This is a genomic window from Mesorhizobium sp. B2-1-3 (assembly GCF_006442495.1).
Lineage (GTDB): Bacteria > Pseudomonadota > Alphaproteobacteria > Rhizobiales > Rhizobiaceae > Mesorhizobium.
On the sequence record NZ_VFWL01000018.1, the window covers coordinates 48,135 to 71,083 of the forward strand.

A 22,949-nucleotide genomic window follows, 5' to 3' on the forward strand; every position below is an offset into this window, starting at 1 on the left:
GCAATTTGCGTTACGGCGGTTCTTCATGCGTGATCGATCCTGGTCATTCGACGTCGTCATGCTTCAGGCTGGCGCACGTCGATGTCGCTGAGATAGGCGACGACGGTGGCGTGCGAGGTTGCAGCCGTCAGCGCGCCGATGACCAGCACCATCAGCACGACACCGAGATAGCCGGCCGAGCCGATGGCGAAGTTGCCGAATAGCGCAGTCGCCTGGTCGGCCTGCGGGGTCGCCATGTTGCGCGAGGACCACCAGGAAAAGACGATGAAGACGGCGACCGCGGCGGCTCCGCCGGCGGCCGCGCCCTTCATGCCGGTGATCAGGAAATGGCGGCGGAACTCGCGGGCGATGAAACGCGCTTCGGCGCCGACGAAATGCAGCACCTCGATGATGTGGCCGTTGCCGGCCATGGCGCCGCGCGTGGCGAACACCACGGTCAGCACCGTCGCCGAGAGCATCAGCGCCAGCACCGCGATACCGATGGTCACCGTGGTGCGGGCCATGGCCACCAGCCGGTCGACCCAGGTGCGGTGATCGTCAAGCGATGCGCTTGGCAGCTTCGGCGTGATCGCGGCGCGCATGGCGGTGAAATCGGGCGGGTTGTTCTCGTCGATGGTGACGATGATCAGCCGCGGGACCGGCAGCTCGTCGATGTTGAGGCCCGAACCCAGCCAGGGCTCCAGCAATCTGGCGGTGGCGTCGCGGTCGATGATCCTGGTCGCCTTCACGCCGGGGAATTCGCCGGCGATCTGCGAGGCCTGGGCAAGAGCTGCCTCCATGTCGAGGCCGTCGACCGGCTTGATCTGGATCGTCGCCTCGCGCGAGATCTGGTTTTCCCAGACCGAGGCGGTGTCGCGCACCAGGGTAACCGCGCCGAAGGTCAGGCAGGACAGGAAGGTCATGATGGCGATGACCAGCACCAGGGCGCGGCCGGCGATGTTCTGCGCCGGCACGATGGGCGCCATCTTGCGCTGGACGCGCGGCCTTGGCGCGGCCGCTTCGTCGGCCTGTGCGTCGAGGTGTTCGGCGGAAAGCTCAGTCATAGATATCAAGCCTCCCGCCGGCCAGGATCATGCGGCGCGCATCGACCTGCTCCATCAGGCCGAGATCGTGGGTCGCGATCACCACGGCGGTGCCCAGGCGGTTGAGTTCGATGAAGAGCCTGAGCAGGCGTCGCGCCAGCGGCGGATCGACATTGCCGGTCGGCTCGTCGGCCAGCAGGATCTCCGGCTGCTCGATCAGGGCGCGGGCGATCGCGGCCCGCTGCTTCTCGCCGCCCGACAGGACCGGCGGCAGCACATGCATGCGTTCGCCGAGCCCGACCCATTTCAACAGCTCGGTGACGTCGGTGCGATAGCTCGCTTCCTCGCGCCCGCGCACGCGCAAGGGCAACGCGACATTCTCATAGGTGGTCATGTGGTCGAGCAGGCGGAAATCCTGGAACACCACGCCGATGCGGCGCCTGAGATGCGGCAGTTCGGCGCGCGAGATGCGCGAGCGGTCCTTGCCGAAGATGGTGATCAGCCCACGCGTCGGCTTCAGCGACATGAAGAGAAGCCGCAGCAACGTCGTCTTGCCGGCGCCCGAAGGCCCGCTCAGGAACTGGAACGAGCGCTCCGGTATGTGCAGGGAAATGTCGCGGAGGATTTCCGGACCCATGCCATAGCGGAGGCCGACATTTTCGAAGCGAATCACTTTCGGCGACCTGAAATTCCTAGAGCGTGATGCCGAAAAGTGTGAGGCGGTTTTCGGGCGACATCATGCTCTATCACTCTAATTCGGAGGCGGATTCAGATTTCAGGTCGATTTGACCTGAAATCGGAATCCGTCGGCGGCAAGCCGGCCTGTTCTGGGAAAAGACCATCGGCCGGCATGGTTAACCGGCGGTTAATTAGCGGGTTGTTTCGGCTCGTCACAAGGGCTCCGGTGGGGAAGCATTAACCATTTGCCTTTACGCAAAAGAAACGAAAAGCGAACGTGCTGCAATGCTGGGGCCATGATGGCTGAGGATCGAACCGCGCGCCCGGTTTCCGGCGAAATCATGACCGATCCGCCGGCAAATGCCGCGCCGGAGCGTATCCTGCGCGCTGGCGCGGCGGATATCGTCGATGCCGACTATGTGGTGGTGCCGCGGGCCGCGCCCCATGCCGAGGCCATTTCACCGCGGCGCGTGATGTCCATGCCATCCCTCGAAGGCATGGACATGCTGCGCAAGCCCGAGCCGCCGCCGGTGCGGCCACCGGCGCCGCGCGGCGGGCCGATCTTCTGGATCGCCGGTATCGGCGCCGTCTTTGCCGCCTTCTGGGTTTCCGGCGGGCACGCACTGGTGCGCCAGGCGCCGCCCCTCGCGGGCGGACCGGGCTCGGCGTTGAGCATTTCAGGGGTGACGTCCCGCGTGGACGCGTCTGGGGCGAACCCCGTGCTGTTCGTCGACGGCGAGGCCGCGAATGACGGTGCAAGTCCGGCGACGCTGCCGCCGCTCGAGATCCGCGTCACCGGCAATGACGGGCGCACAACGCGCTATACTTTGGGGACATCCAGCCGCTCATTGGCGCCAAGTGAAAGATTCGGCTTTGCCAGCCGGCTCGACGTCCCTAGAAACGGCGTAAGGACGGTGTCGGTCACCTTCGCGGAATAGCATGTGCGACAGGTGAGGCCGGCCCGCAAACGGCTGATGTCAGCGCTTCCTGTGCGCGAAGGCCTTTGAAAATCTTGAAGGGACGAAGAATGCCAGTTGTGCGCGGCAAGGACATCGAGGTCCTGTTTTCGGCGTCGGCCATCGCCCGACGCAATCTCGAACTCGCCAAGGAGATCGCCGGGCACGACTATCACGATCTTCTGGTGATCTCGGTGCTGAAGGGCTCGTTCATCTTCGCCGCAGACCTTATCCGCGCCATGCATGATGTCGGCCTGTCGCCAGAGGTCGAGTTCATCTTCATCTCCAGCTACGGCGCCGGCACCACAAGCGGCGAGGTGAGGGTGCTGCGCGACATCGACAACGAGGTCGCCGGCCGCGACGTGCTTCTGATCGACGACATTCTGGAGTCGGGCAAAACGCTGAGCTTCACCCGCGACCTGATGCTGTCACGCGGCGCCAGAAGCTGCGCCATCGCGGTGCTGCTCGACAAGCGCATGCGTCGCCAGACCACCCTCAATGCCGATTATGTCGGATTCGACTGCCCCGACTATTTCGTCGTCGGCTACGGCATGGATGTCGCGCACGCCTTTCGCGAACTGCCGTTCGTCGGCGTCGTCAAAGGCGATGCGTGAGGCAGCGGCAAATACTGAAAAAGGCCTTAACGGCTTCAAGAAAATAACCCATGCCGGAGCGCCGGGCCCTTCAGAAAAAGTCAACGTTTGCTCGCCAAACATGCCGGCCATGGCAAAGCTTCTGATCGTTGAGGACGATGAGTCCGTCCGCACCCTCGCAGCCCGGGCGCTCGAACGCGCCGGGCACGCAATCGACATCGCCGCCGACGGCGCGCAAGGACTGGCGCTGATACGCGCCGCGAAGGGCGGCTACGATCTCGTCGTCTCCGACATCCGCATGCCCGAGATGGACGGCATCGAGATGGCGATTGCAGCTTCGGCATTTTTCCCGTCGATGAAGATCCTGCTGATGACCGGCTATGCCGATCAGCGCGAGCGCGCCGAGGAACTGAACGGCATCATCCTCGACGTCGTGCAGAAGCCGTTCACGCTGGCCGAAATCCGTTCACGCGTCGAACGGGCGCTGAGCATTTTCGCCTGATCAGGCGGGATCGGCAGCGACGAGTACGGGGAGCTTGCGCCGTCCGGTGTTGAGCGCAAGCAGGCCGGCGCCGATGATAAGGGCGGCGCCGATCACGGTCGTCGACCGCGGCACTTCGGCGAAGAACAGAAAACCCCACAGCGGCGACCACAGGATGCCGGTGTATTCGAAGGTGGCGACGCGGTTTGCCGGCGCCATCCGGTAGGCCTGCGACAGCAAGATCATGCCGGCGGAGGCGACGAAGCCGCAGGCGGCCATCTTGAGGAAATCCGGCAGCGTCGGCCACAGCCAGGGCCGCACCAGGAATTCCAGGCTGGGATGGGCGGCATGATTGATGCCGGCAAGCCAGAACAGGCTTGCGACCAGTGCGGCGCCGGCGAGATAGGCACCGTTCTGGTAGAAAGCCATCACAGTCGAAGATTCGGTGTCGCCGATCTTACGCGCCATCAGTTGCGAGAAGCCGTAGAGCACCGCGGAGCCCAGCGACAGCAGCGCCGCCCAGTCGAACAGTCCCGCACCCGGGCGCAGCATCACGACGACGCCAAGCAGCCCGATCAACACGGTCGCCAGCGCCTGCCAGGAGACCCGTTCGCCAAGATAGGGCCCGGCCAGCACCATGATGCAGAGCGGGGCCATGAAATAGAGCGCCACGGCATCGGCCAGGGGCAAGGCGGCGATGGCGAGGTAGTACATGGTGTAGGAGGTGAACTGAATGAAGGCGCGCATGGTCAGCATGCCGAACCGCCGCGACAGGATCGCTCGCAGCCCGACATCGGCATGGACGAGGACAATCAGGATCGGCAGGGCGACGATCGCGCGGATGGCCATCACCTCGGTCACGGAGTAGCCGCCCGACACCGCCTTGACGAGCGGGTCTTGCAGCGAGAAGACCAACACGCCCAGGCACAGGCTCAGCATGCCGAGCACCATCCGATTGCGCATGAGGATCCCAAGCTCCCGTACCAGGGCGCAAGCAAGCTTGCAGCAAGCTAAAAAGAACCCGCCACCGTTTCGGGCAGCGGGCATGAGTGAGGACTCTTGATTGGGCCGTGGCCGAATCCTCAGCCACATATCCAATGGGTGTAGCAACTATCATCCCGTGTTTGACATGTTGCAAACGAATTGGAATGATACCAGCAATCAAAATTCCTTATGGCGGACGGGATGCGACCCACTCTCGACAGCGATCTCCTGCGCACCTTCGTGGCCATTGTCGAAGCAGGCAATTTCACCAAGGCGGCCGAGCAGGCCGGCCGCACCCAATCGGCGGTTTCGATGCAGATGAAGAAGCTCGAAAGCGTCATCGGCGACAGCCTGTTCGAGCGCGGGTCGCGCGGCGTGGCGCTGACGCGGCGCGGCGGCGAGCTGATTGTCAATGCCCGCCGCATCGTCTCACTGCTCGACGAGACGGCCGCGTCGATGGCGGCGGCGCCGCTCGGCGGGCCGGTGCGGATCGGCATTCCGGAAGAATACGGCCATGCCATCCTGTCGCGCGCGCTCGGCGCGTTCTCGAAGCGTCACACCAAGGTCGAGGTCACCGTGCGCTATGCCCATTCGGGGGCGCAGATAGCGGCGCTTGCCGCCGGCGAACTCGATCTTTGCGTGGTGTTCGAATGGCAGGATCCTTCAGGCGGCGAAGTGCTGATGAACGATCCGACGGTGTGGGTGACATCGATCCTGCATAACATGCATGAGGAGCGTCCGGTGCCGATCGCGCTCTATAACCGGGCCGGCTGGTGCAAGGATTTCGCCATCAAATCGCTCGAGCAGCGCGGGCTCGGCTATCGTGTCGCCTACACCAGCGACACGACCGGCGGCCTGAAGCTTGCCGTCACCTCGGGACTGGCGATCGCACCGATTTCGCGCAGCAACATTCCGGACGGCTGCCGCGAGTTGACGTCCGCCGACGGTTTCGGCGACATCGATTCCTCGAATGTGGTGATGCATCGCAACCCGAATGCGTCGGGCGAGGCGATCGACGGCATGCAAGAGGCGATCCGCGAGGCGTTCGTCAACAGGCAGACTCAGCCGGCCGCATCCTCGTAGAAATGCAGCCGGTTGCCGAACGGATCGGCAACCGACACCTCGCGGGTCTTCCACGGCGTCTCTTCCAGGCCCGGCCTGGCGAAACGGTATGCTCTGCCGATCAGTTCGCGATGCAGGGCGGCGATGTCCTCGACCTTGATGCGGATGGCGATGCCGGGCGCGCCGTCGCCATGGTGTTCGCTCAGATGCAGGATGCAGCCGTCACGGCCGACCGCCATGTAAAGCGGCGCGTTGTCGTCAAAGCGGTGCTCCCACAGCACCTGGAAGCCGAGGAAGCCGACGTAAAACTCGTGGGCCTTGGCAATGTCGAAGATGCGCAGGATGGGCGTCACTGTGCCGAGTTTGGGCATGATGTTGCAGCCGCTCCCAGCGGATGCCGCGGCGGCGATCCCTATTTCAGTTCCAGCAGCCGTTCCAGATAGCTGCGCTCGATATCGGGGCTGAGCGCATTGCCGAGCCGCTTGCGGATCGCTTCCAGGATCTGGCGGGCGCGCTGCACGTCGATCTCGTCCGGCACCTTCACCGAATCGCCGAAATCGGGACCCTGGCTGGCACGCGGCCGGCCGAGCGGATCGCGATCGGCGTTCTGCTGGCGACCGCCTTCCTGGCTGCCGCCTTCGTCGCCCTGCATCGCCTGCATCTGCTTCATCATGTCCTTGGCGCCCTTGCGCAGCGCCTCCAGCGCGCGCCCCTGGTGGCCAACGGCCTGATCACCTTCACCATCGCCCAGGGCCTGCTCGGCATTGCCCATTGATTTGCCGGCCTCGCCAAAGCCTTCATTGGGCTCCATGCCCATGCCCTCGAGCCCCTTCTTCAACTGCTCAAGGTCGTTCTTCAGCTGGCCTTGGCCTTCCTGCAACTGCTTCAGCGCATCGGCGAATTCCTGCGGCGTCATCGGCTTTTGCCCGGCGAGCGGATCGCGGTTCTCGCCTGCGCCCGGTCTGTCCTGACCCTCGCCGCCGCCTTCGCCGAACTGTTCATCGCGGTTCTGGCCGCGCTGGCGCTCGCCGCGTTGCATCTGGTCCATGCGGAAGGTGTCGTTCATCATCTCCTGCTGGCGCCGCAGGATGTCGCCGAGCTTGTCCATCTGCTGGCGCATCTGGCTGTCCTGCTGGCCACCCTGCTGCTGGCGGCCGGCCTGGAGGTTGTTCATCATGTCCTGCAGCTGCGACAGCAATTGCTGCGCCTTGTCGCGATCGCCGGACTTCGCCAGGTTCTCGATCTGGTCCATCATGCGGTCGATGTCGCTCTGGCGTAGTTCCTGGCCGTTCTGCTGCATCTGCGGGGCGTTGGGATTCTGCTTGGCGCGCTCGGCGAATTCCTGCAGGAACTGGTTCATCGCCTCGCGCAGTTCCTTCATCGCCTTTTCGATCTCCGCGTCGCTGGCGCCGTTCTTGATAGCATCCTGCAACGCCTGCTGCGCCTGGCGCAGCCGCTTCTCGGCAGCCGAGAGATTGCCCTCCTCGATGCCGAGCGCGATTTCCCAGAGATAGGAGACCTCGTTGCGCAACTGGTCGTCGCTGTCGGCCATCTTCAACCGGCTGCGCGCGCTCATGATGGCGAGGTAGTGGGACATGTTGTCGAACGTGTCCTCGGGCCGCAGCGTGATCGCATCCATCAGGTCGAGCACGCGCGGCTTGGCGTTGGCGTCGAGCGCCAGCAGGCGGCGCTGCTCGATAACGGCACGCGCCAGCGGATTGGAGAACGGCCGCTCCGGCATCACCAACGTCTTGGTTTCGCTGCTCGCCGTATGCCCGGCATCGTCGGTGGCGACCAGCGTCAGCTTGATCTCGGCGCCAGCCCAGACGTGTTCGGTCAGGTCCTTCGAGGTCCTGGCGGCATTCGCCTTGCCGCCGCGGCGCGGCAGCGTCAGCGGCATGTCAGGCGGACCGTAGAGCGGACGCGCATCGGGAGCCTGCGGATCGGCGAGCGCGAACACGGCCTTGGCGTTGGCGGCGCCATAATCGTCGTCGATCTGGTAATTGAGCTCGAAAGCGCCGTTGACAGCGCGCTTCGGCTCGCCGACGAAACGGATCTGCGGCGGCTTGTCCGGGATCACCGCGAAGGCCCAACGGCCGAGTTGGTCCTCGCCCGACTTCAGCGTCAGCGTGCCATCGCTCGTCAGCTTGCCGATGAACTGGCGTACTTTGGACTGCGCTGCCGGGCTTGCGGCCGGCTTGGCCGCGGCCGTCTGCGGGTCGGCGGGATCGATGGCGCGGGCATTGCCATTCTTGTCGGCATAGGCAAGCGTCTCCTCGCCCGAGCCGCCGGTGACGCGCAGCGAAACATCACTGCCTTCGGGAACGTGGAAAGCCGGCGCCGCCTGGTTGGCGTCTGCGGTCAGGAAGATCGGCGGCTTGCCGGTATAAACGGGCGGCGTCACCCATGCATCGATGCGCGGCGGCACGGCGTCATGCGCGTCCTGGGCGCGGAACGCGTCGGCTATCCGGCCACCGGTCGGTCCGAAGGAAAAAGCGAAGGCGGTGACGAGCAGAAGCGCCGCCACGGCACGCAACCCCCAGGGATCGCGTTCCGGCACGCGCGTGCGCGGCACGTCGGCGCCGAGGCTGTCGAGCCTGTCGGCCATGCGCTTCTGGTGCTCGCGCCACAGAGCCTGCGAGAAGCTGCTTTCGCGACCACTCGGCCGGTCCGTCTGGGTCTGGACGGGGTGGTGCAGCAAATGGTTGGCCGCCTCGATGCGGCGGTCGATCTCGGCGCCGCCCGGCATGCGGAAAAAGCGTAGCGGGTAGAGCGCGGCCAGTGTCGCGACGCCGAAGGCGGCGACCAGCCCGATGCGCGCGGCATCGGGCAGGCGCGGGAAAAGCCCTAGCCAGGAAATGCTGAGAAACAGGCTGGCGACGACGAGAAGCGGCAGCAGGAGCGGCCAGCCCCGTTCGACCATCATCGACACCCGCGTCGCCAGCCGGCTGAGCGCCAGGCGCCCGGCGAGACCGCGATCGCTGCTGAAGATCGGTCGTTCCGTCATCGGCCCTTCCACGGGAGCGGGCGGGATGGCCCGAACCTCACGACTCGAAGAATACCCAGCAAACGCGGCGAAGGCGAGGCAGTTCCTGAAAAACGTGAAGGAGAGAAAGGCGCAGCGATCAGAATTTCGCCGGGTTTGCGTTCGCGCCGCAGACCAGGACGGCGAGCCGTTCGCCGGGTGCCGGCGCATAGCGGCCGGACAGGATGGCGCCGAACGCCGCGGCGCCACCGGGTTCCGAGATGATCCGCACCCGGTCCCACAGCGCCTTCTGGGCGACGACGATCTCGTCGTCGCTGACCAGGATGGAGCGTTCCACGAAGGCCTCGGCGATCGGGAACATCATCTCGCCGACGCGTTTGGGCGCCAGGGAATCGGCGGCGATGCCCTCGGCCGGCGCATCGACCGGATGGCCGGCCTCGAGGGCGCGATAGAGTGTCGGCGCGCCCTCGGGTTCTACGGCAACGATGCGGATACGGCCGGCGAACCAGGCGGCGATGCCGCCGATCAGGCCGCCGCCGCCCACGGCGACCAGCAAAGTGTCGATCTCAGGCAGGTCGTTCTCGATTTCCAGCCCGAGCGTGCCTTGCCCGATAAGCGTTTCCTCCTGGTTGAAAGCGTGGATCTGCAAGGCGCCGGTTTGCTCGGCGAAACGTTCGCTGGCGGCCAGCGCCTCGGCATAGCGGGCGCCGCCGACGACCAGCTCGGCGCCGTAGCTGCGAATGCGCTCCAGCTTGGCCGGCGGGCTCACCTCCGGAACGAAGATGGTCGCCCTGTGGCCGAGACGCATGGCGGCATACGCCACCGCCGCTCCATGATTGCCGCCCGAGGCGGCGACGACACCGGCCCCGGGGACCTGCCGCTCGAGAAGATTGGTGAACGCGCCGCGCGCCTTGAACGAACCGGAATGCTGCAGGCATTCGAGTTTGAGATCGACCGCCAGCGGCGGCCGGTTGAAGTCGGCCATGTCGACGCGCAGCACCGGCGTGTGGCGCACATAGCGACGGATGCGCGGTTCCATCATCGCGATGCGTTCGCGCGTTATGGTGTTGCCGTTGGTCATGGCCATCTCCTTGGGATTGACAGCAATTAGTAACTTGGCAAAATGCCTAAATGCAAGAGGTTGACGTGTTCAAGGCGATTGCCAACGAACGAAGGCTGCGGATCCTCGACTGGCTGAAGGATCCGCGCGCGCATTTCCCGGCCCAGGCGGATGGCGATCTGGTCGAGGACGGCGTCTGTGCGCTGCTGATCGCCGAAAAGCTCGGCATTACCCAGGCGACGCTCAGCGAGCACATGCGTGTGCTCACCCAGGCAGGGCTGTTACGGGCCAAGCGCATCAAGCAATGGACATTCTATCGCCGCGACGAGGACAGGATCGCTGAGACAAGAGCGCTCATCCAGAACCGGCTATAGCTAGGACCGCCTTCGGCGGCTTCTATGCAAGCCAGTCGGGGATCGAATCCAGCCCGATCAGTTCGTCATAGGTCTGGCGCGGGCGCACGACGTGGAAACGATCGCCGTCGACCAGCACTTCCGGCACCAGCAGGCGGGTGTTGTAGGTGCCCGCCTGTACCGCGCCATAGGCGCCGGCGGTGGCGATGGCGACCAGGTCGCCGGACTTGAGCCTTGGCAGGTCGCGGTCGAGGCCGAGATAGTCGCCGGTCTCGCAGACCGGGCCGACGATATCGACCGTCATGCGCGGCGCGTCGGCGGGGGGCAGCACCACCGGTCTTATGTCGTGGAAAGCGTCGTAGAGCGTCGGCCGGATCAGGTCGTTCATGGCGGCGTCGACGACGAGGAAATTCTTGGCATCGCCTTCTTTGGCGAAGATCACTTGCGAGACGAGGATACCGGCATTGCCAACGATCAGCCGGCCCGGCTCGAACATCACCTTCAAGCCAAGCTTGGTGACGTGCTTGCGGACGATCTGCGCGTAGGCGTCGGGGAGCGGTGGCGGGTTGTTGTCGACGCGGTAGGGAATGCCGAGACCGCCGCCGAGATCGACATGCTCGATGGCATGGCCGTCGGCGCGCAGCGCGCCGACCAGTTCCACCAAAAGCGCGAAGGCATCGTCGAAGGGTTGCAGCTCGGTGATCTGGCTGCCGATATGGGTGTCGATGCCGGTGACCTTGATGCCCGGCAATTCAGCCGCGCGCGCATAGACCTGACGCGCCTTCTGCCATGGGATGCCGAACTTGTTCTCGGCTTTGCCTGTCGAGATCTTCTTGTGCGTCCTGGCGTCGACATCCGGATTGATGCGCAGCGAGACCGGCGCCACCTTGCCCAGGGCAACGGCGCGCGACGAGAGCAGTTCGAGTTCGGGCTCGGATTCGACGTTGAAGCACAGGATGCCGGCTGTCAGCGCAAAGTCCATCTCACGCGCGGTCTTGCCGACGCCGGAGAACAGGATCTTGCTGGCCGGGATGCCGGCTGCCAGCGCGCGCCGCAACTCGCCTTCCGACACCACGTCGGCTCCGGCGCCGAGCCTGGCCAGGGTTTTGAGCACCGCCTGATTGGAATTCGCCTTCATGGCGTAGCAGACCAGTGCATCGAGCCCGGCAAATGCCTGGACGAAGACGTGGTAGTGCCTGGTCAGCGTGGCCGTCGAATAGCAGTAGAATGGCGTGCCGACGGTTGCGGCGATGTCCGATATCGCCACGTCCTCGGCATGAAGCACGCCGTCGCGGTAGTCGAAATGGTTCACGAGAGTGGTTCCGAAAAGTTGGAGCAGGGTAGGAGCGGGTTTAGCACTCTAAACCGCTCTGACCGGCTCTAGAGCAGCGGGTCGAGAATGAACTTCTTGTCCGCGACCGGTTTTTCCGGTTCCGGCGGCACAGGCTGGTGGGCCTTCTCGGCGTCCTTGCGTGCCTGCACGGCCGCCTCGTAAGGCGTGTCGAGACCGGACCTTCTGCCGCAAGCCGTAACGGCGGCAAGCGCCGCAAGCAGCGTCAGTGTCACCAAAATCCTGCTTCCGGTCATCGATCCATCCGTCCGAAACTTTTTTCCGCCGCTGCTTTTAGCCGAGTTCTCGGCGCATTGCACCCCGGATATTGCCGTTGCAATATCCTGGATATTGGCGGTTGCAATATCCGGGATATGGCTGGCCGCAATGTCCGGCATCACGCCTTGGCCAGCCGCTTTTTCCAGTAGCGGATCTGCTTCCTGACTTCCGACGGTGCGGTGCCGCCGAAGGAGGTGCGGCTCTTCACCGAGTTCTGCACGGCCAGCACCGAAAAGATGTCCTTCGTGATGCCGGGGTGGATCGACTGCAAGTCTTCCAGCGCAAGCTTCTCCAGGCTCAGTTTCTTCTCTTCGGCCAGCGCCACCGCCCGTCCCGTGACATGATGCGCTTCCCGGAACGGCAGGCCGAGCGTGCGCACCAGCCAGTCGGCAAGGTCGGTCGCGGTTGCGTGGCCGGAGCCGGCAGCCTTCTTCATCGCCGCCGCGTTCACCGTCATATCGGAGACCATGCCGGTCATCGCCGCCAGCATCAGGTCGAGCGTCTCGGCGGCATCGAACACCGATTCCTTGTCTTCCTGCATGTCCTTGCCATAGGTCAAAGGCATGCCCTTCATCACCGTCAGCAGGCCGACCAGATGGCCGGTGACGCGCCCGGTCTTGCCGCGCACCAGTTCGGCGGCGTCGGGGTTCTTCTTCTGCGGCATGATCGAGGAGCCGGTGGAGAAGCTGTCCGACAGCCTGATGAAGCCGAATTGCGGCGTTGACCAGATGATGATTTCTTCCGCCAGCCGCGACAGATGCGTGGCGCATATGGCCGCCAGTCCCAGGAATTCCAGCGCGAAATCGCGGTCCGAGACGCTGTCCAGCGAATTGCGCATGGGCTCGCGGAAGCCGAGCGCACTGGCGGTCTGGTGGCGGTCGATCGGAAAGCTGGTGCCGGCAAGGGCTGCTGCACCGAGCGGGCTCTCGTCCATGCGTTCGATGGCGTCGCGCACCCGCGACAGGTCGCGCGAAAACATCTCGACATAGGCCATGCAGTGGTGGCCGAATGTCACCGGCTGCGCCGCCTGCATATGGGTGAAGCCCGGCATCACCGTCGCGGCGTGCTGCTCGGCCCGCTCCAGCAACGCACTGATGAGACCCTTCAAGGCCTCGGCGACGCGAAAGCACTCGTCCTTGACCCAGAGCCGGAGGTCCACTGCAACCTGGTCGTTGCGAGAGCGGGCCGTGTGCAGCCGGCCGGCGGCCGGACCGATCAGCTCGGCGAGGCGGGCCTCGACGTTCATGTGGATGTCTTCCAGCCTGGTCGAGAATTCAAACGTGCCCGCCTCGATCTCTTTCAGGATCGTGTTCAGGCCGTGAGCGATTTTCTCTTGATCGGCCGCCAAAATAATGCCCGTTTGCGCCAGCATCGCGCTATGGGCGATCGAACCTCTGATGTCCTGCGCATAGAGTTTGCGGTCGAACGAGATCGATGCGTTGATTGCTTCCATGATCGCGGCCGGACCCGAGGCAAATCGTCCGCCCCACATCTGGTTGCTGGTCTTCTTGTCGCTCATGGCTATAAAACCCGTGCTCGGAGCAGTTTTGAGAACATGGCAGACGGAAACAGATTTTTCCCGGCCCCGCGCCTGATCCTCGCCGCCCTGGTGGCGGGAGCGCTGGCCGGCGCGGTCGCGGTATATGTCAGCGAGAGCCAGTCTGGCAACAACGCCGCGTCGCAAGTCGCCGTCGGAGACAGCAAGGACGATGTCGCCTGCGCCGCCAAGAGCGAACGCGCCAAGAAGATCGCCGCAGCCGCCACCGGCGAGGTCGCGGCGCTCTTGCCAGCCGATCCGCCGCAATCGATGAAGAGCCTCGCCTTCAACGGCCCGGACGGCAAGCCGATGACCATCGCCGACCATGCCGGCAAGACGGTGCTGCTCAATCTGTGGGCGACATGGTGCGCGCCATGCCGCGCCGAAATGCCGGCGCTGGACGCCTTGCAGAAGGAGAAAGGCAGCGATGCGTTCCAGGTCGTCGCCGTCAACGTCGATGCCGGCGACGACGTGAAGCCGAAGAAGTTCCTCAAGGACACCGGCGTCGAGGCGCTCGGCTATTACAGGGATTCGACGATGGCGCTGTTCAACGAGCTCAAGACGCGCGGCCTGGCGCTCGGCCTGCCCGTCACCATGCTGATCGACGGCGAAGGCTGCCTGATCGCCCATATGAACGGCCCGGCCGAGTGGTCGGGGCCGGACGCCAAGCGGCTTGTCGAGGCCGCGCTCGGGTCTTGAAGAGGCTGGGACAAGGCTGGGCGCAAGCGCGGCTTGACCACGCAACGGTTCCGCCCAGCCCATCCGCGGCGGCCTGAGCCGACCCGGTCAATTCGTCGAATGCCTGGATCGGCGCCGGCTTGCCGAGATAGTAGTCCAAGCCTCGGCGTCCAGGGACTCACCTTAAGGACATATATGGCGAGCCGTTTGTGCTATCGGCCAGACGAGCCGTTGGTCGGCAGGGGATAGACGCCCTTCAATACTTCGTCGAAGTGATGACTGACCGCCGCATTGCACTCGCAAGCAAGCCACCGCAGGCCGTCGACCTTGCGAACGACGATCCGGGCACGATGGGTCTCAATGAGACCGTGTTCTTTCAGATCGCGTATGACGCGGCTCAAATAGCTCCGGCCGACTCCGAGCATTACGGCGAGCTGTTCTTGTGTCAGCGCCAGATCGGGAGTGCCCGTCCGATCAATGGCGGCCAGCAGCCATTTCGCTGTCCGTTGCTCGATCGAATGCGCGGCATTGCAGGCCACGGACTGGAACATCTGCGCCATCAGGCAGTCCGCGTACCGCGCGAACAGATTCCGTAGCGTCGACGACCTGGACTTCGCCTCTTCAAGGTTAAGCAGGTCGATGCGGAAGAACGAACCTCCCAATTGTACTTCAGCGCGAGCGTAAGCTGGGAGCCTGCCTTGGCTGACAACTCCGCCAATTGCCCCTTCTCGTCCGACCAGAGCCGTCTCGATCGCACGCCCGTCGCTCAGCACGACGAGATAGGAAATCAGGCTGGGACCTCTCGGGAAGTATGCATGGCGAACCGTGTCACCAGGTTCATAAAGCAGTGTTCCGGTGGGGGCCGACCACTCATCCAGCCAAGGCTCGAGGATTGCCCAATCTGCCGCGGTGAGTGCCCGCAGAAGATTGTTGCCGATCATGCCGGAGTCTATGTGGGCGCGGGCTTCCATTTACACTCCTCCGAACGATCGCTTGCGGCCCATATCCCAATAACCGGAGAAATGTCCACTAGTGCGCAGACGCGCAAAGCGCGAATGTCTAAGAAGTGACAGGGGTGCTGATCCAGGCCCCATCGAGCGCGAGCTGTGGCGCGTCGGCTCCAGGCGAAATGCTAGAAGATCGCCCAAGGCGGACAACAAAGCCCTGCGGTTGAATTGCTGGCGTGTCGCGTAGAGCACGTCGATACTGAACCCGTGCAACCAGCGTGAGATATGAACCCGGAACAACCGCCCGCTTCAGGGGCCCATCCCCTTCTCCGGCTCTACATCGCCGGAGACACGCCCGGTGCTCGTCGGGCACTGGAAAGCCGCCTGAAGATAATCGAGGAGATGAGCGCATCCATTGAAATCCAGATATTCGATATCCTGGAACATCCTCATGAGGCGGAGCGAGCAGGGATACTAGCAACGCCGACGCTCTCCGACGAATCCGCTGATCCCCCGCGCCGTCTGGTGGGCGACATCAGCAATATCGCTCAGGTTCTGGACTATTTCGGTTTTCGCAAGAAGGATGATATTCATGACCGCGACGGATGAGATCTCTATCGATCCGGTTCTTGAACGCGTCAATACAGGGATCGAGGCTTTTGACGACTTGGTGATGGGTGGCTTGCCGCGCGGACGCACCACCATCGTGGGCGGCACGCCCGGTAGCGGCAAGACCGTATTCGCCACGCAGTTCCTGGCGCATGGCATCACCGGTCTCAATGAGGCCGGTGTCTTCGTCACTTTCGAGGAGTCGCCAACCGAGATCGAGGTAAACATGGCGAGCTTCGGCTGGGACATCCGCGGCTGGCGAGCGGCGGACAAGCTTGTTTTCGTCGATGCGAGCCCGCGCGATCAGGACCAGGTGGTTGTGGGCGATTTCGACCTCGCCGGTCTTCTGACCCGCATTCTGCACGCGAGCCGAAGCGCCGGGGCAAAGCGCATCGTGCTCGATTCGGTTACCCAACTTTTCGATCATTTCGTAGCCGAGCAGACGGCAGTGCGCCGCGAACTTCTACGTATTGCGACCGCGCTGAAGAAAGAAGGGCTGACGGTCCTTATGACCGCGGAACGCAACAGTGAATATGGTGAAATCTCCCGTCACCGAATAGAGGAGTTCGTCGCAGACAATGTCGTGATCCTTCGCAATGCCCTTGATCGCGAGCGCCGTCGGCGGACCATAGAAGTCCTGAAAATGCGCGGCAGCCGTCACGTTGAGGGCGAAGTGCCCATAACGCTGGTCGCCGAACAGGGCATCGTAGCTGTGCCTCTGTCATCGTTGCGCCTGGAGCAGCAATCAAGCACGAAACGGGTCACCAGTGGTAATTCCGAACTCGACAAAATGTGCAGCGGCGGGTTCTTTCGCGACAGCGTAACCCTTGTCAGTGGAGCCACAGGCACCGGAAAGACTCTACTTGTCACCAACTTTCTGGCGGGCGGAGTGGCTGCGGGCGAACGCGCCTTGCTCGTCGGCTATGAGGAGAGCCGCGGCCAGCTTTTCCGCAACGCGCGTAGCTGGGGCGTCGATTTCGAAGCGATGGAGGCGGATGGTCGCCTGAAGGTAGTCTGCCTTTATCCGGAAGCGCAGAGTTTGCCGGATCACCTTCTGATGATCCGCGAACTGGTGGCGGAGTTCAAACCCGATCGCATGGCAATCGACAGCTTGTCGGCATTGGAGCGCATCGCGCCAGAAACCGGGTTTCGTGAGTTCTTGATCAGCGTCACCTCCTTCATAAAGAAGCGCGAAATTGCCGGCCTTTGCACCGCTACCAACAAATCGCTTGTCGGAGGCCAGAGCGCTAGCGAGCAGCATATTTCCACACTCACCGATTCGATCATTCTGTTGCGCTACATTCAGCAGGAAGAATTCATGCATCGCGGCATGATGGTGCTGAAAATGCGCGGCAGCGAACACGACAAACAGATACGGCGCTTCACCATCGACAGTGGCGGTATGCATCTTGGAAAGCCCTTTGACAGCGCGCCTGATGTGTTCGGCGACTCCGCCGTGGACAACACGTCGACATGAAGAGCGCCTTGAATACGGCGCAAAACGCCGCCGAAATGCTGGAATCGCCCGGAGATACATCTCCGGCTGGCATCAGCCAGCTCAGCTTTCGCCAGTTGATCGAAAATACCGCCGACGGGATGCTGGTGGTCGATTTGGACGGAACAGTGCTCTATGCCAATCCTGCGGCAGCCGTAATTTTTGGACAGCCGCTTGACGAACTCCTCCACGTTCCGCTCGGCCGTCCGGTCGTCTCCGGAGAGATCGCCGAGATCACCGTTCACCGTTCCGGCCGCAAGCCGGCAGAAGTGGAAATGCGTACGGTCGAGGTTACCTGGGACAGCAGGCCCGCATTGCTTGCCAGCCTGCGCGATGTCTCGGCCCAGCGATCAAGAGAAGAAAACGCACGCCAGTCACAAAAGCTCGAAGCCATTGGACGCCTCGCAGCTGGCATTGTCCATGACTTCAACAACCTACTCGCCGTTTTCGGGTCTGGCCTTCGGCTTCTGGAGAAACAGATCGCTAAAGATCCTGCGGATGAGAAAGTCACTCTGCTGGTCGAGGAGATGTTCAGGCGGATCGAAAATGGAGGAGCGCTAACACAGCAACTGCTTGCCTTTTCGCGACGCCAATCCCTGGTCCCGGAACAGATTGATCTCAATGAACGTATCAAGGGGCTGACGACGCTGCTGGAACGGACGTTGGGGAGCGGTATCCGGGTGCAATGCAATCTGGATCCAGCCTTGGACCCTATCCTTATCGATGCCAACCAGCTCGACATCGCCGTTCTTAACCTTGCGGTGAACGCCAGAGATGCAATGAAAGGCAGTGGCACTCTCACGATTGAGACCAGCAATTTTCCAAATGATCTGGAGGATTTGCGTTCAGCGGCGGCTTCATTTGTTCGCGTGACTGTACGCGATACCGGCTGTGGAATGAGCAAGGACACCCTGGCGCGCGTTTTCGAACCATTCTTCACAACAAAATCGGAAGGGCAGGGTACGGGACTCGGGCTAAGCCAAGTTTACGGCTTCATCAAGCAATCCGGTGGGCATGTCCGACTCGATAGCGAAATCGGTCAGGGAACAAGCCTGCATCTCTACTTGCCGCGCGCTTCTGGAACCGAGCGGCAGCAGAACTGAGCGGCGGCAGAACTGAGCGGCGGCAGACCCATTCCCGGCCAGCAGACTGATTGGCCGATGTCAAATCCGTCAGGCTGAGCGCGGGACGGGAATTTCCACGCATCGACCGAGCATTAAACCGACGCCTTTTTCAGCGTTGTCATGTCAGTGTTGTCATGTGCTGTTAGACGCCGTCCGTCGGTGAGGTCGCTGACCGTCTCGAGACAGGTCCCTGGTACATCAATTCAAGCAGCAAGCCGCTATGCAAACCTTTTCCGGGTCACTTTCATCCGGAAGTGAACGCTACTTTAGCCGGACATGAAGTGCGCCTGTCCGCAACAAAACCGTTGTCCGCTGCGCGCGAACGACACATAGTGCCATTGCGGGAGTGCCCCTTTCGCCAATGACAAGCAATGAGAACGGGAGACGAAACATGAAGTTCTTTGGCTTCGCGGCCGGTGTCGCCGTGACCCTGCTTTCCACAACCTCCGCCTTCGCCGTTACGCAGATCAGCTGGTGGCACGCCATGACCGGCGCCAACGCAGAGGTCGTCGACAAGATTTCCAAGGATTTCAACGCCAGCCAGGGCGACTACCAGATTGTTCCGGTTTTCAAGGGCACCTATCCCGAAACGCTGAATGCCGGCATCGCCGCCTATCGCGCCGGCCAGTCGCCTGACATCATCCAGGTGTTCGATGTCGGCACCGGCGTCATGATGGCGGCCCGGGACGCGATCAAGCCAGTGGCCGAGGTGCTGACCGGCGCCGGGATGAACTTTGACAAGAGCCAGTATCTGCCAGGCATCGTCGGTTATTATTCGACGCCGGACGGCACCATGCTGTCCTTCCCCTACAACTCCTCCTCGCCGATCCTCTACTACAACAAGGACATCTTCCAGAAGGCGGGGCTCGACGTGAACAACCCACCCAAGACCTGGAACGAGGTGTGGGAGGATGCCAAAAAGATCAAGGCGAGCGGCGCCGCCGCTTGCGGCTACACCTCGACCTGGCTGACCTGGATACACCTGGAGAACTTCGCGGCGTGGAACGATGTGCCGTGGGCCACGCAGCAGAATGGCCTGGCCGGCGGTGATGTCGAACTCAAGATCAACTCGCCGATCTTCGTCAAACATTTCCAGGCGCTCGCCGATCTGGCCAAGGACGGCACCTTCAAATATGGCGGGCGCACCTCCGAAGCCAAGCAGATATTCCTCGCCGGCGAATGCGGCATCTTCACCGAATCCTCGGGCGGCCTAGGCGACATCGTCAAGTCGGGCATGAACTACGGCATCGGCCAGTTGCCCTATGACAGCGACGCCAAGGGCGCGCCGCAGAACACGACGCCGGGCGGCGCCAGCCTTTGGGTCTTCGGCGGCAAGTCCGACGAGGAATACAAAGGCGTCGCGGCCTTCTTCGCCTATCTGTCCAAGACCGATGTGCAGGAATATCTGCACCAGAAATCGGGATATCTGCCGGTGACGCTCGCCGCCTATGAGGCGACGAAAAAGTCCGGCTTCTACGACAAGAATCCCGGTCGCGAGACGCCGATCCTGCAGATGACGGGCAAGGCGCCGACCGACAATTCGAAGGGCGTGCGGTTGCCGAACCTGCCGCAGGTGCGCGACATCCAGAACGAGGAGTTCGAAAAGATGCTTGCCGGCCAGGAAACCGCCCAGCAGGCGCTCGACAATGCGGTCACGCGTGGCAACGCGGCGATCAAGGAAGCGCTGGGGAATTAGGGCGCGTCCGAACCTATCGAGTTATAGTCCTTGCTCTACGAGGCCCCCCTCTGCCCTGCCGGGCATCTCCCCCTGAAGGGGGGAGACTGGCTGTCGCGACCGTTTTCGGCGATTGTCAAAGCTGGAGAATGGCAGCTGCCGCAGGAACTGCCAATCTTCCTCCAAGAAGGGGAGATGCCCGGCAGGGCAGCGGTGAGCGCCGTAGAGTGCCGCTCGGCTTTCCACGCCGGAGCGGCGCATTGACCCCGCGCGTCGTCTTTCCCAACAAAGTCTTGCCATACCTCCTGGTGGCGCCGCAACTTGCCATCACGCTGGTGTTCTTCTACTGGCCGGCCGGGCAGGCGCTCTACCAGTCGATGCTGAGGCAGGACCCGTTCGGGCTGAGGAGCAGGTTCGTCTGGTTTGCCAATTTCCGCAAGGTGCTTGCCGACCCGGCCTATCTCAACTCGATCAAGGTCACAGTGGTGTTTTCGCTCGCGACCGTGATCGTTGCCATGGGCGTGGCGCTGCTCCTTGCCGTGATGGCGGAAAAGGTGGTGCGCGGCAAAGGCCTCTACCGCACGCTGATGATCTGGCCCTACGCGGTGGCGCCGGCGATTGCAGGCATGCTGTGGCTGTTCCTGTTCAATCCATCGATCGGCTCGCTGTCTTATCTGCTGAGACGTTTGGGCGTCGCCTGGGATCCGCTGCTCAACGGCACCGACGCCATGATCCTTCTGGTGGCGGCGGCCGCCTGGAAGCAGATCAGCTATAATTTCCTGTTCTTCGTCGCCGGGCTGCAGGCGGTGCCGAAAACGCTGATCGAGGCGGCGGCGATCGACGGCGCCGGCGAAACCAAGCGCTTCTGGACCATCGTCTTCCCGCTTTTGGCGCCGACGACGTTTTTCCTTTTGGTCGTCAATACCGTCTATGCGCTGTTCGACACGTTCGGCATCGTCCACGCCGTCACCGGCGGCGGGCCGGGCAAGGCCACCGAGACACTGGTCTACAAGGTCTACAATGACGGCTTCGTCAATCTGATCCTCGGCGATTCGGCGGCGCAGTCGGTCATCCTGATGGTCATCGTCATCGCGCTCACCGCCATCCAGTTCCGCTACGTGGAACGGAAGGTTCATTACGGCTGAGGAGCGCGATGATCGGTCAATCCCCGTTTCGCATTTTCCTTGCACATGCCGTGCTCATCCTCGGCATACTGATCGTGGCCTTTCCGATCTACTACACTTTCGTTGCCTCGACGCAGACGCTGCAAACCATCCTTAGGCCGCCACTGCCTTTCCGGCCGGGCAGCGAGTTCTGGAACAATTACGGCGAGGCGCTGTTCGGCGGCGTCGGCCGCATCGGCGGGCTCGGCGTCGGCAGGCTGCTCCTCAACTCCACGATCATGGCGCTCGGCGTTGCGGTCGGAAAGATATTCATCTCGATCCTGTCGGCCTATGCGATCGTCTTCTTCCGTTTTCCGCTGCGCATGACTTTCTTCTGGCTGATCTTCATCACCCTGATGCTTCCCGTCGAGGTGCGCATCCTGCCGACCTACAAGGTAATGGTCGACCTCGGTATGATCGACACTTATGCCGGACTGATCATCCCGCTGATCGCCTCGGCCACCGCAACGTTGTTGTTCCGCCAGTTCTTCATGACCATCCCGGGCGAGTTGGTCGAGGCGGCGCGCGTCGACGGCGCCGGTCCATGGCGGTTCTTTTTCGATATCCTGTTGCCATTGTCGCGCACCAATATCGCGGCGCTGTTCGTCATTCTTTTCATCTACGGCTGGACGCAGTATCTGTGGCCGCTGCTGGTCACCAACAGCAACGATATGAACACCATCGTCATCGCACTGAAGAAGATGGTCTCCTTCGCCGATGCCGACACCCAATGGCATTTGGTCATGGTCACGGCGATCCTGGCAATCTTGCCGCCAATCCTGGTTGTGGTGCTGATGCAGCGCTGGTTCGTGCGCGGACTGGTCGACACCGAAAAGTGAGAAGCCGATGGCGACGGTCGATCTGAGGGACGTGAAGAAAGTATATGCCGGCGGCGTCGAAGCCGTGAAGGGCGTCTCCATTGCCATTCCCGACAAGGAACTCTGTGTGCTGGTCGGGCCGTCCGGCTGCGGCAAGTCCACGCTTTTGAGGATGATCGCCGGGCTGGAGACCATTTCTTCCGGCACGGTCGCTATCGACGGCAAGATCGTCAACACGATCGGCCCGACCGAGCGCGACATCGCCATGGTGTTCCAAAACTATGCGCTCTATCCGCATATGAAAGTCTACGACAACATGGCTTACGGGCTACGCAATCGCGGTACGCCCAAGGACGAGATCGACAGCAGGGTTCGTTCGACCGCCAAGGTGCTGGAGCTTTCAGCGCTGCTTGACCGGCGCCCGCGCGAGCTTTCAGGCGGTCAACGCCAGCGCGTCGCCATGGGCCGCGCCATCGTGCGCAATCCGAAAGTCTTCCTGTTCGACGAGCCACTCTCCAATCTCGATGCCAAGCTGCGCGGCCAGATGCGGGTCGAAATCAAGAACTTGCAGCGCTCGCTCGGTGTCACCTCGGTCTACGTCACCCATGACCAGTTGGAAGCGATGACGTTGGCCGACATCCTTGTCGTCATGAATGGCGGATTGGTCGAGCAGGCGGGCGCGCCACTCGACATTTACGAAAAGCCGGCCTCGACGTTCGTCGCCTCTTTCATCGGCGCACCGCCGATGAATCTTCTGTCCCTTTCGGGTCCGGCGCTGACCGGCAGCAAGACGAGCGACTTTGCGCCTGCGAATGCCGTCACGCTTGGCTTCCGCCCCGAGGATGCCGATGTCACTTTCGCGGCCGAGGCACCGTCCGGCGCGCTCGTGCTGCCGACAATGGTGGAGGCGGTCGAGCCGGTGGGAGCGGACAGCTTTCTTCACTGTGCGGCAGGAGGCGACCGCATCGTCGTGCGTGTGGCCGCGCGCGCAACAGCCAAGCCCGGCGACCAGTTGCGCGTCGTGGCCAAGGCCGAGAAACTTCACTGGTTCGATCAGGCTGCAAAGAGGGTCGACTGACGCCAATCTTGCATGCTGATCAGCGAGCCGCGAACCGTCGG

The 22,949-nt window shown here is 62.8% G+C and carries 23 protein-coding genes; 13 read left to right on the forward strand and 10 right to left on the reverse strand.

What is annotated here, in order from left to right; translation table 11 throughout:
- Nucleotides 1–56: 56 nt before the first annotated feature.
- Both FJ973_RS24555 and ftsE read right to left on the reverse strand, forming a co-directional pair.
- Nucleotides 57–1,043, reverse strand: a complete 987-nt coding sequence (locus FJ973_RS24555; RefSeq protein ID WP_140558115.1) for an ABC transporter permease — start codon at nt 1,041–1,043, stop codon at nt 57–59.
- Nucleotides 1,036–1,695 (reverse strand): cell division ATP-binding protein FtsE, encoded by a 660-nt coding sequence (gene ftsE / locus FJ973_RS24560; protein ID WP_027023302.1) that lies wholly within the window; start codon nt 1,693–1,695, stop codon nt 1,036–1,038. Before ftsE ends, FJ973_RS24555 begins: the two co-directional genes overlap by 8 nt.
- Nucleotides 1,696–1,996: 301 nt before the next feature.
- Here ftsE and FJ973_RS24565 point away from each other — a divergent pair, with 301 nt between their 5' ends.
- From FJ973_RS24565 to FJ973_RS24575, 3 genes are all read left to right on the forward strand, one after another.
- Nucleotides 1,997–2,638, forward strand: a complete 642-nt coding sequence (locus FJ973_RS24565) for a hypothetical protein (RefSeq protein WP_140558116.1) — start codon at nt 1,997–1,999, stop codon at nt 2,636–2,638.
- Nucleotides 2,639–2,727: 89 nt separating this feature from the next.
- Nucleotides 2,728–3,270, forward strand: a complete 543-nt coding sequence (gene hpt / locus FJ973_RS24570) for a hypoxanthine phosphoribosyltransferase (RefSeq protein WP_023677924.1) — start codon at nt 2,728–2,730, stop codon at nt 3,268–3,270.
- 109 nt (nt 3,271–3,379) lie between these two features.
- Nucleotides 3,380–3,751, forward strand: a complete 372-nt coding sequence (locus FJ973_RS24575; protein ID WP_181170951.1) for a response regulator — start codon at nt 3,380–3,382, stop codon at nt 3,749–3,751.
- On the opposite strand, the gene FJ973_RS24580 is transcribed toward FJ973_RS24575, so the two are convergent.
- Nucleotides 3,752–4,693, reverse strand: a complete 942-nt coding sequence (locus tag FJ973_RS24580) for a DMT family transporter (protein ID WP_181170952.1) — start codon at nt 4,691–4,693, stop codon at nt 3,752–3,754.
- A 222-nt stretch (nt 4,694–4,915) separates the two neighbouring features.
- Between FJ973_RS24580 and FJ973_RS24585 the strand changes: the two genes are divergently transcribed.
- Nucleotides 4,916–5,797, forward strand: a complete 882-nt coding sequence (locus FJ973_RS24585; RefSeq protein ID WP_140558119.1) for a LysR family transcriptional regulator — start codon at nt 4,916–4,918, stop codon at nt 5,795–5,797.
- Here FJ973_RS24585 and FJ973_RS24590 read toward each other — a convergent pair.
- The 3 genes from FJ973_RS24590 to FJ973_RS24600 all read right to left on the reverse strand — a co-directional run bounded on the left by FJ973_RS24590 (nt 5,776) and on the right by FJ973_RS24600 (nt 9,843).
- A complete protein-coding gene (locus FJ973_RS24590) occupies nt 5,776–6,147 on the reverse strand; it encodes a glyoxalase superfamily protein (protein ID WP_140558121.1) in 372 nt (123 codons plus the stop codon). The genes FJ973_RS24585 and FJ973_RS24590 overlap by 22 nt on opposite strands.
- Before the next feature lie 41 nt (nt 6,148–6,188).
- Nucleotides 6,189–8,783, reverse strand: coding sequence for a TIGR02302 family protein (locus FJ973_RS24595; protein WP_140558122.1), 2,595 nt, complete (start codon nt 8,781–8,783; stop codon nt 6,189–6,191).
- A 118-nt stretch (nt 8,784–8,901) separates the two neighbouring features.
- Nucleotides 8,902–9,843 carry a threonine/serine dehydratase gene (locus FJ973_RS24600; protein WP_140558124.1) on the reverse strand — a complete coding sequence of 314 codons (942 nt, stop codon included), beginning with the start codon at nt 9,841–9,843 and terminating at the stop codon, nt 8,902–8,904.
- Nucleotides 9,844–9,893: 50 nt separating this feature from the next.
- Here FJ973_RS24600 and FJ973_RS24605 point away from each other — a divergent pair, with 50 nt between their 5' ends.
- Complete coding sequence (locus tag FJ973_RS24605; protein ID WP_140513877.1) at nt 9,894–10,196, forward strand: metalloregulator ArsR/SmtB family transcription factor; 303 nt, start codon at nt 9,894–9,896, stop codon at nt 10,194–10,196.
- A 22-nt stretch (nt 10,197–10,218) separates the two neighbouring features.
- Here the strand turns inward: FJ973_RS24605 and lysA are convergent, their stop codons facing one another.
- The 3 genes from lysA to argH form a co-directional block, all read right to left on the reverse strand.
- Nucleotides 10,219–11,487 (reverse strand): diaminopimelate decarboxylase, encoded by a 1,269-nt coding sequence (lysA, locus tag FJ973_RS24610; protein ID WP_140558125.1) that lies wholly within the window; start codon nt 11,485–11,487, stop codon nt 10,219–10,221.
- Between the two features lie 68 nt (nt 11,488–11,555).
- On the reverse strand, nt 11,556–11,762 hold the full coding sequence (locus tag FJ973_RS24615; RefSeq protein ID WP_140525432.1) for a lipoprotein: 207 nt from the start codon (nt 11,760–11,762) through the stop codon (nt 11,556–11,558).
- Nucleotides 11,763–11,902: 140 nt separating this feature from the next.
- Entirely contained in the window at nt 11,903–13,303 is a 1,401-nt protein-coding gene (gene argH, locus FJ973_RS24620; RefSeq protein WP_140558127.1) for an argininosuccinate lyase, read from the reverse strand.
- A 36-nt stretch (nt 13,304–13,339) separates the two neighbouring features.
- Between argH and FJ973_RS24625 the strand changes: the two genes are divergently transcribed.
- Nucleotides 13,340–14,020 carry a TlpA disulfide reductase family protein gene (locus FJ973_RS24625; RefSeq protein ID WP_140558128.1) on the forward strand — a complete coding sequence of 227 codons (681 nt, stop codon included), beginning with the start codon at nt 13,340–13,342 and terminating at the stop codon, nt 14,018–14,020.
- Between the two features lie 191 nt (nt 14,021–14,211).
- Here the strand turns inward: FJ973_RS24625 and FJ973_RS24630 are convergent, their stop codons facing one another.
- Nucleotides 14,212–14,970 (reverse strand): Crp/Fnr family transcriptional regulator, encoded by a 759-nt coding sequence (locus FJ973_RS24630; RefSeq protein WP_140513873.1) that lies wholly within the window; start codon nt 14,968–14,970, stop codon nt 14,212–14,214.
- A 261-nt stretch (nt 14,971–15,231) separates the two neighbouring features.
- On the opposite strand from FJ973_RS24630, the gene FJ973_RS24635 reads away from it, so the two are divergent.
- The 7 genes from FJ973_RS24635 (at nt 15,232) to FJ973_RS24670 (ending at nt 22,908) form a co-directional block, all read left to right on the forward strand.
- Nucleotides 15,232–15,555 carry a circadian clock KaiB family protein gene (locus FJ973_RS24635; RefSeq protein WP_140500802.1) on the forward strand — a complete coding sequence of 108 codons (324 nt, stop codon included), beginning with the start codon at nt 15,232–15,234 and terminating at the stop codon, nt 15,553–15,555.
- Nucleotides 15,539–17,032, forward strand: a complete 1,494-nt coding sequence (gene kaiC, locus FJ973_RS24640; protein WP_140500803.1) for a circadian clock protein KaiC — start codon at nt 15,539–15,541, stop codon at nt 17,030–17,032. Before FJ973_RS24635 ends, kaiC begins: the two co-directional genes overlap by 17 nt.
- The gene (locus FJ973_RS24645) at nt 17,029–18,153 is read left to right on the forward strand and encodes an ATP-binding protein (RefSeq protein ID WP_140558130.1); all 1,125 of its coding nucleotides are present in this window, start codon (nt 17,029–17,031) and stop codon (nt 18,151–18,153) included. The genes kaiC and FJ973_RS24645 overlap by 4 nt, the downstream gene beginning before the upstream one ends.
- A gap of 412 nt (nt 18,154–18,565) precedes the next feature.
- Entirely contained in the window at nt 18,566–19,870 is a 1,305-nt protein-coding gene (gene ugpB / locus FJ973_RS24650) for a sn-glycerol-3-phosphate ABC transporter substrate-binding protein UgpB (protein WP_140500805.1), read from the forward strand.
- Nucleotides 19,871–20,109: 239 nt separating this feature from the next.
- Complete coding sequence (gene ugpA, locus FJ973_RS24660) at nt 20,110–20,994, forward strand: sn-glycerol-3-phosphate ABC transporter permease UgpA (protein WP_140513871.1); 885 nt, start codon at nt 20,110–20,112, stop codon at nt 20,992–20,994.
- An 8-nt stretch (nt 20,995–21,002) separates the two neighbouring features.
- A complete protein-coding gene (gene ugpE / locus FJ973_RS24665) occupies nt 21,003–21,851 on the forward strand; it encodes a sn-glycerol-3-phosphate ABC transporter permease UgpE (RefSeq protein ID WP_140500807.1) in 849 nt (282 codons plus the stop codon).
- Nucleotides 21,852–21,858: 7 nt separating this feature from the next.
- Entirely contained in the window at nt 21,859–22,908 is a 1,050-nt protein-coding gene (locus tag FJ973_RS24670; protein ID WP_140500808.1) for a sn-glycerol-3-phosphate import ATP-binding protein UgpC, read from the forward strand.
- The last annotated feature ends 41 nt before the right edge of the window (nt 22,909–22,949 follow it).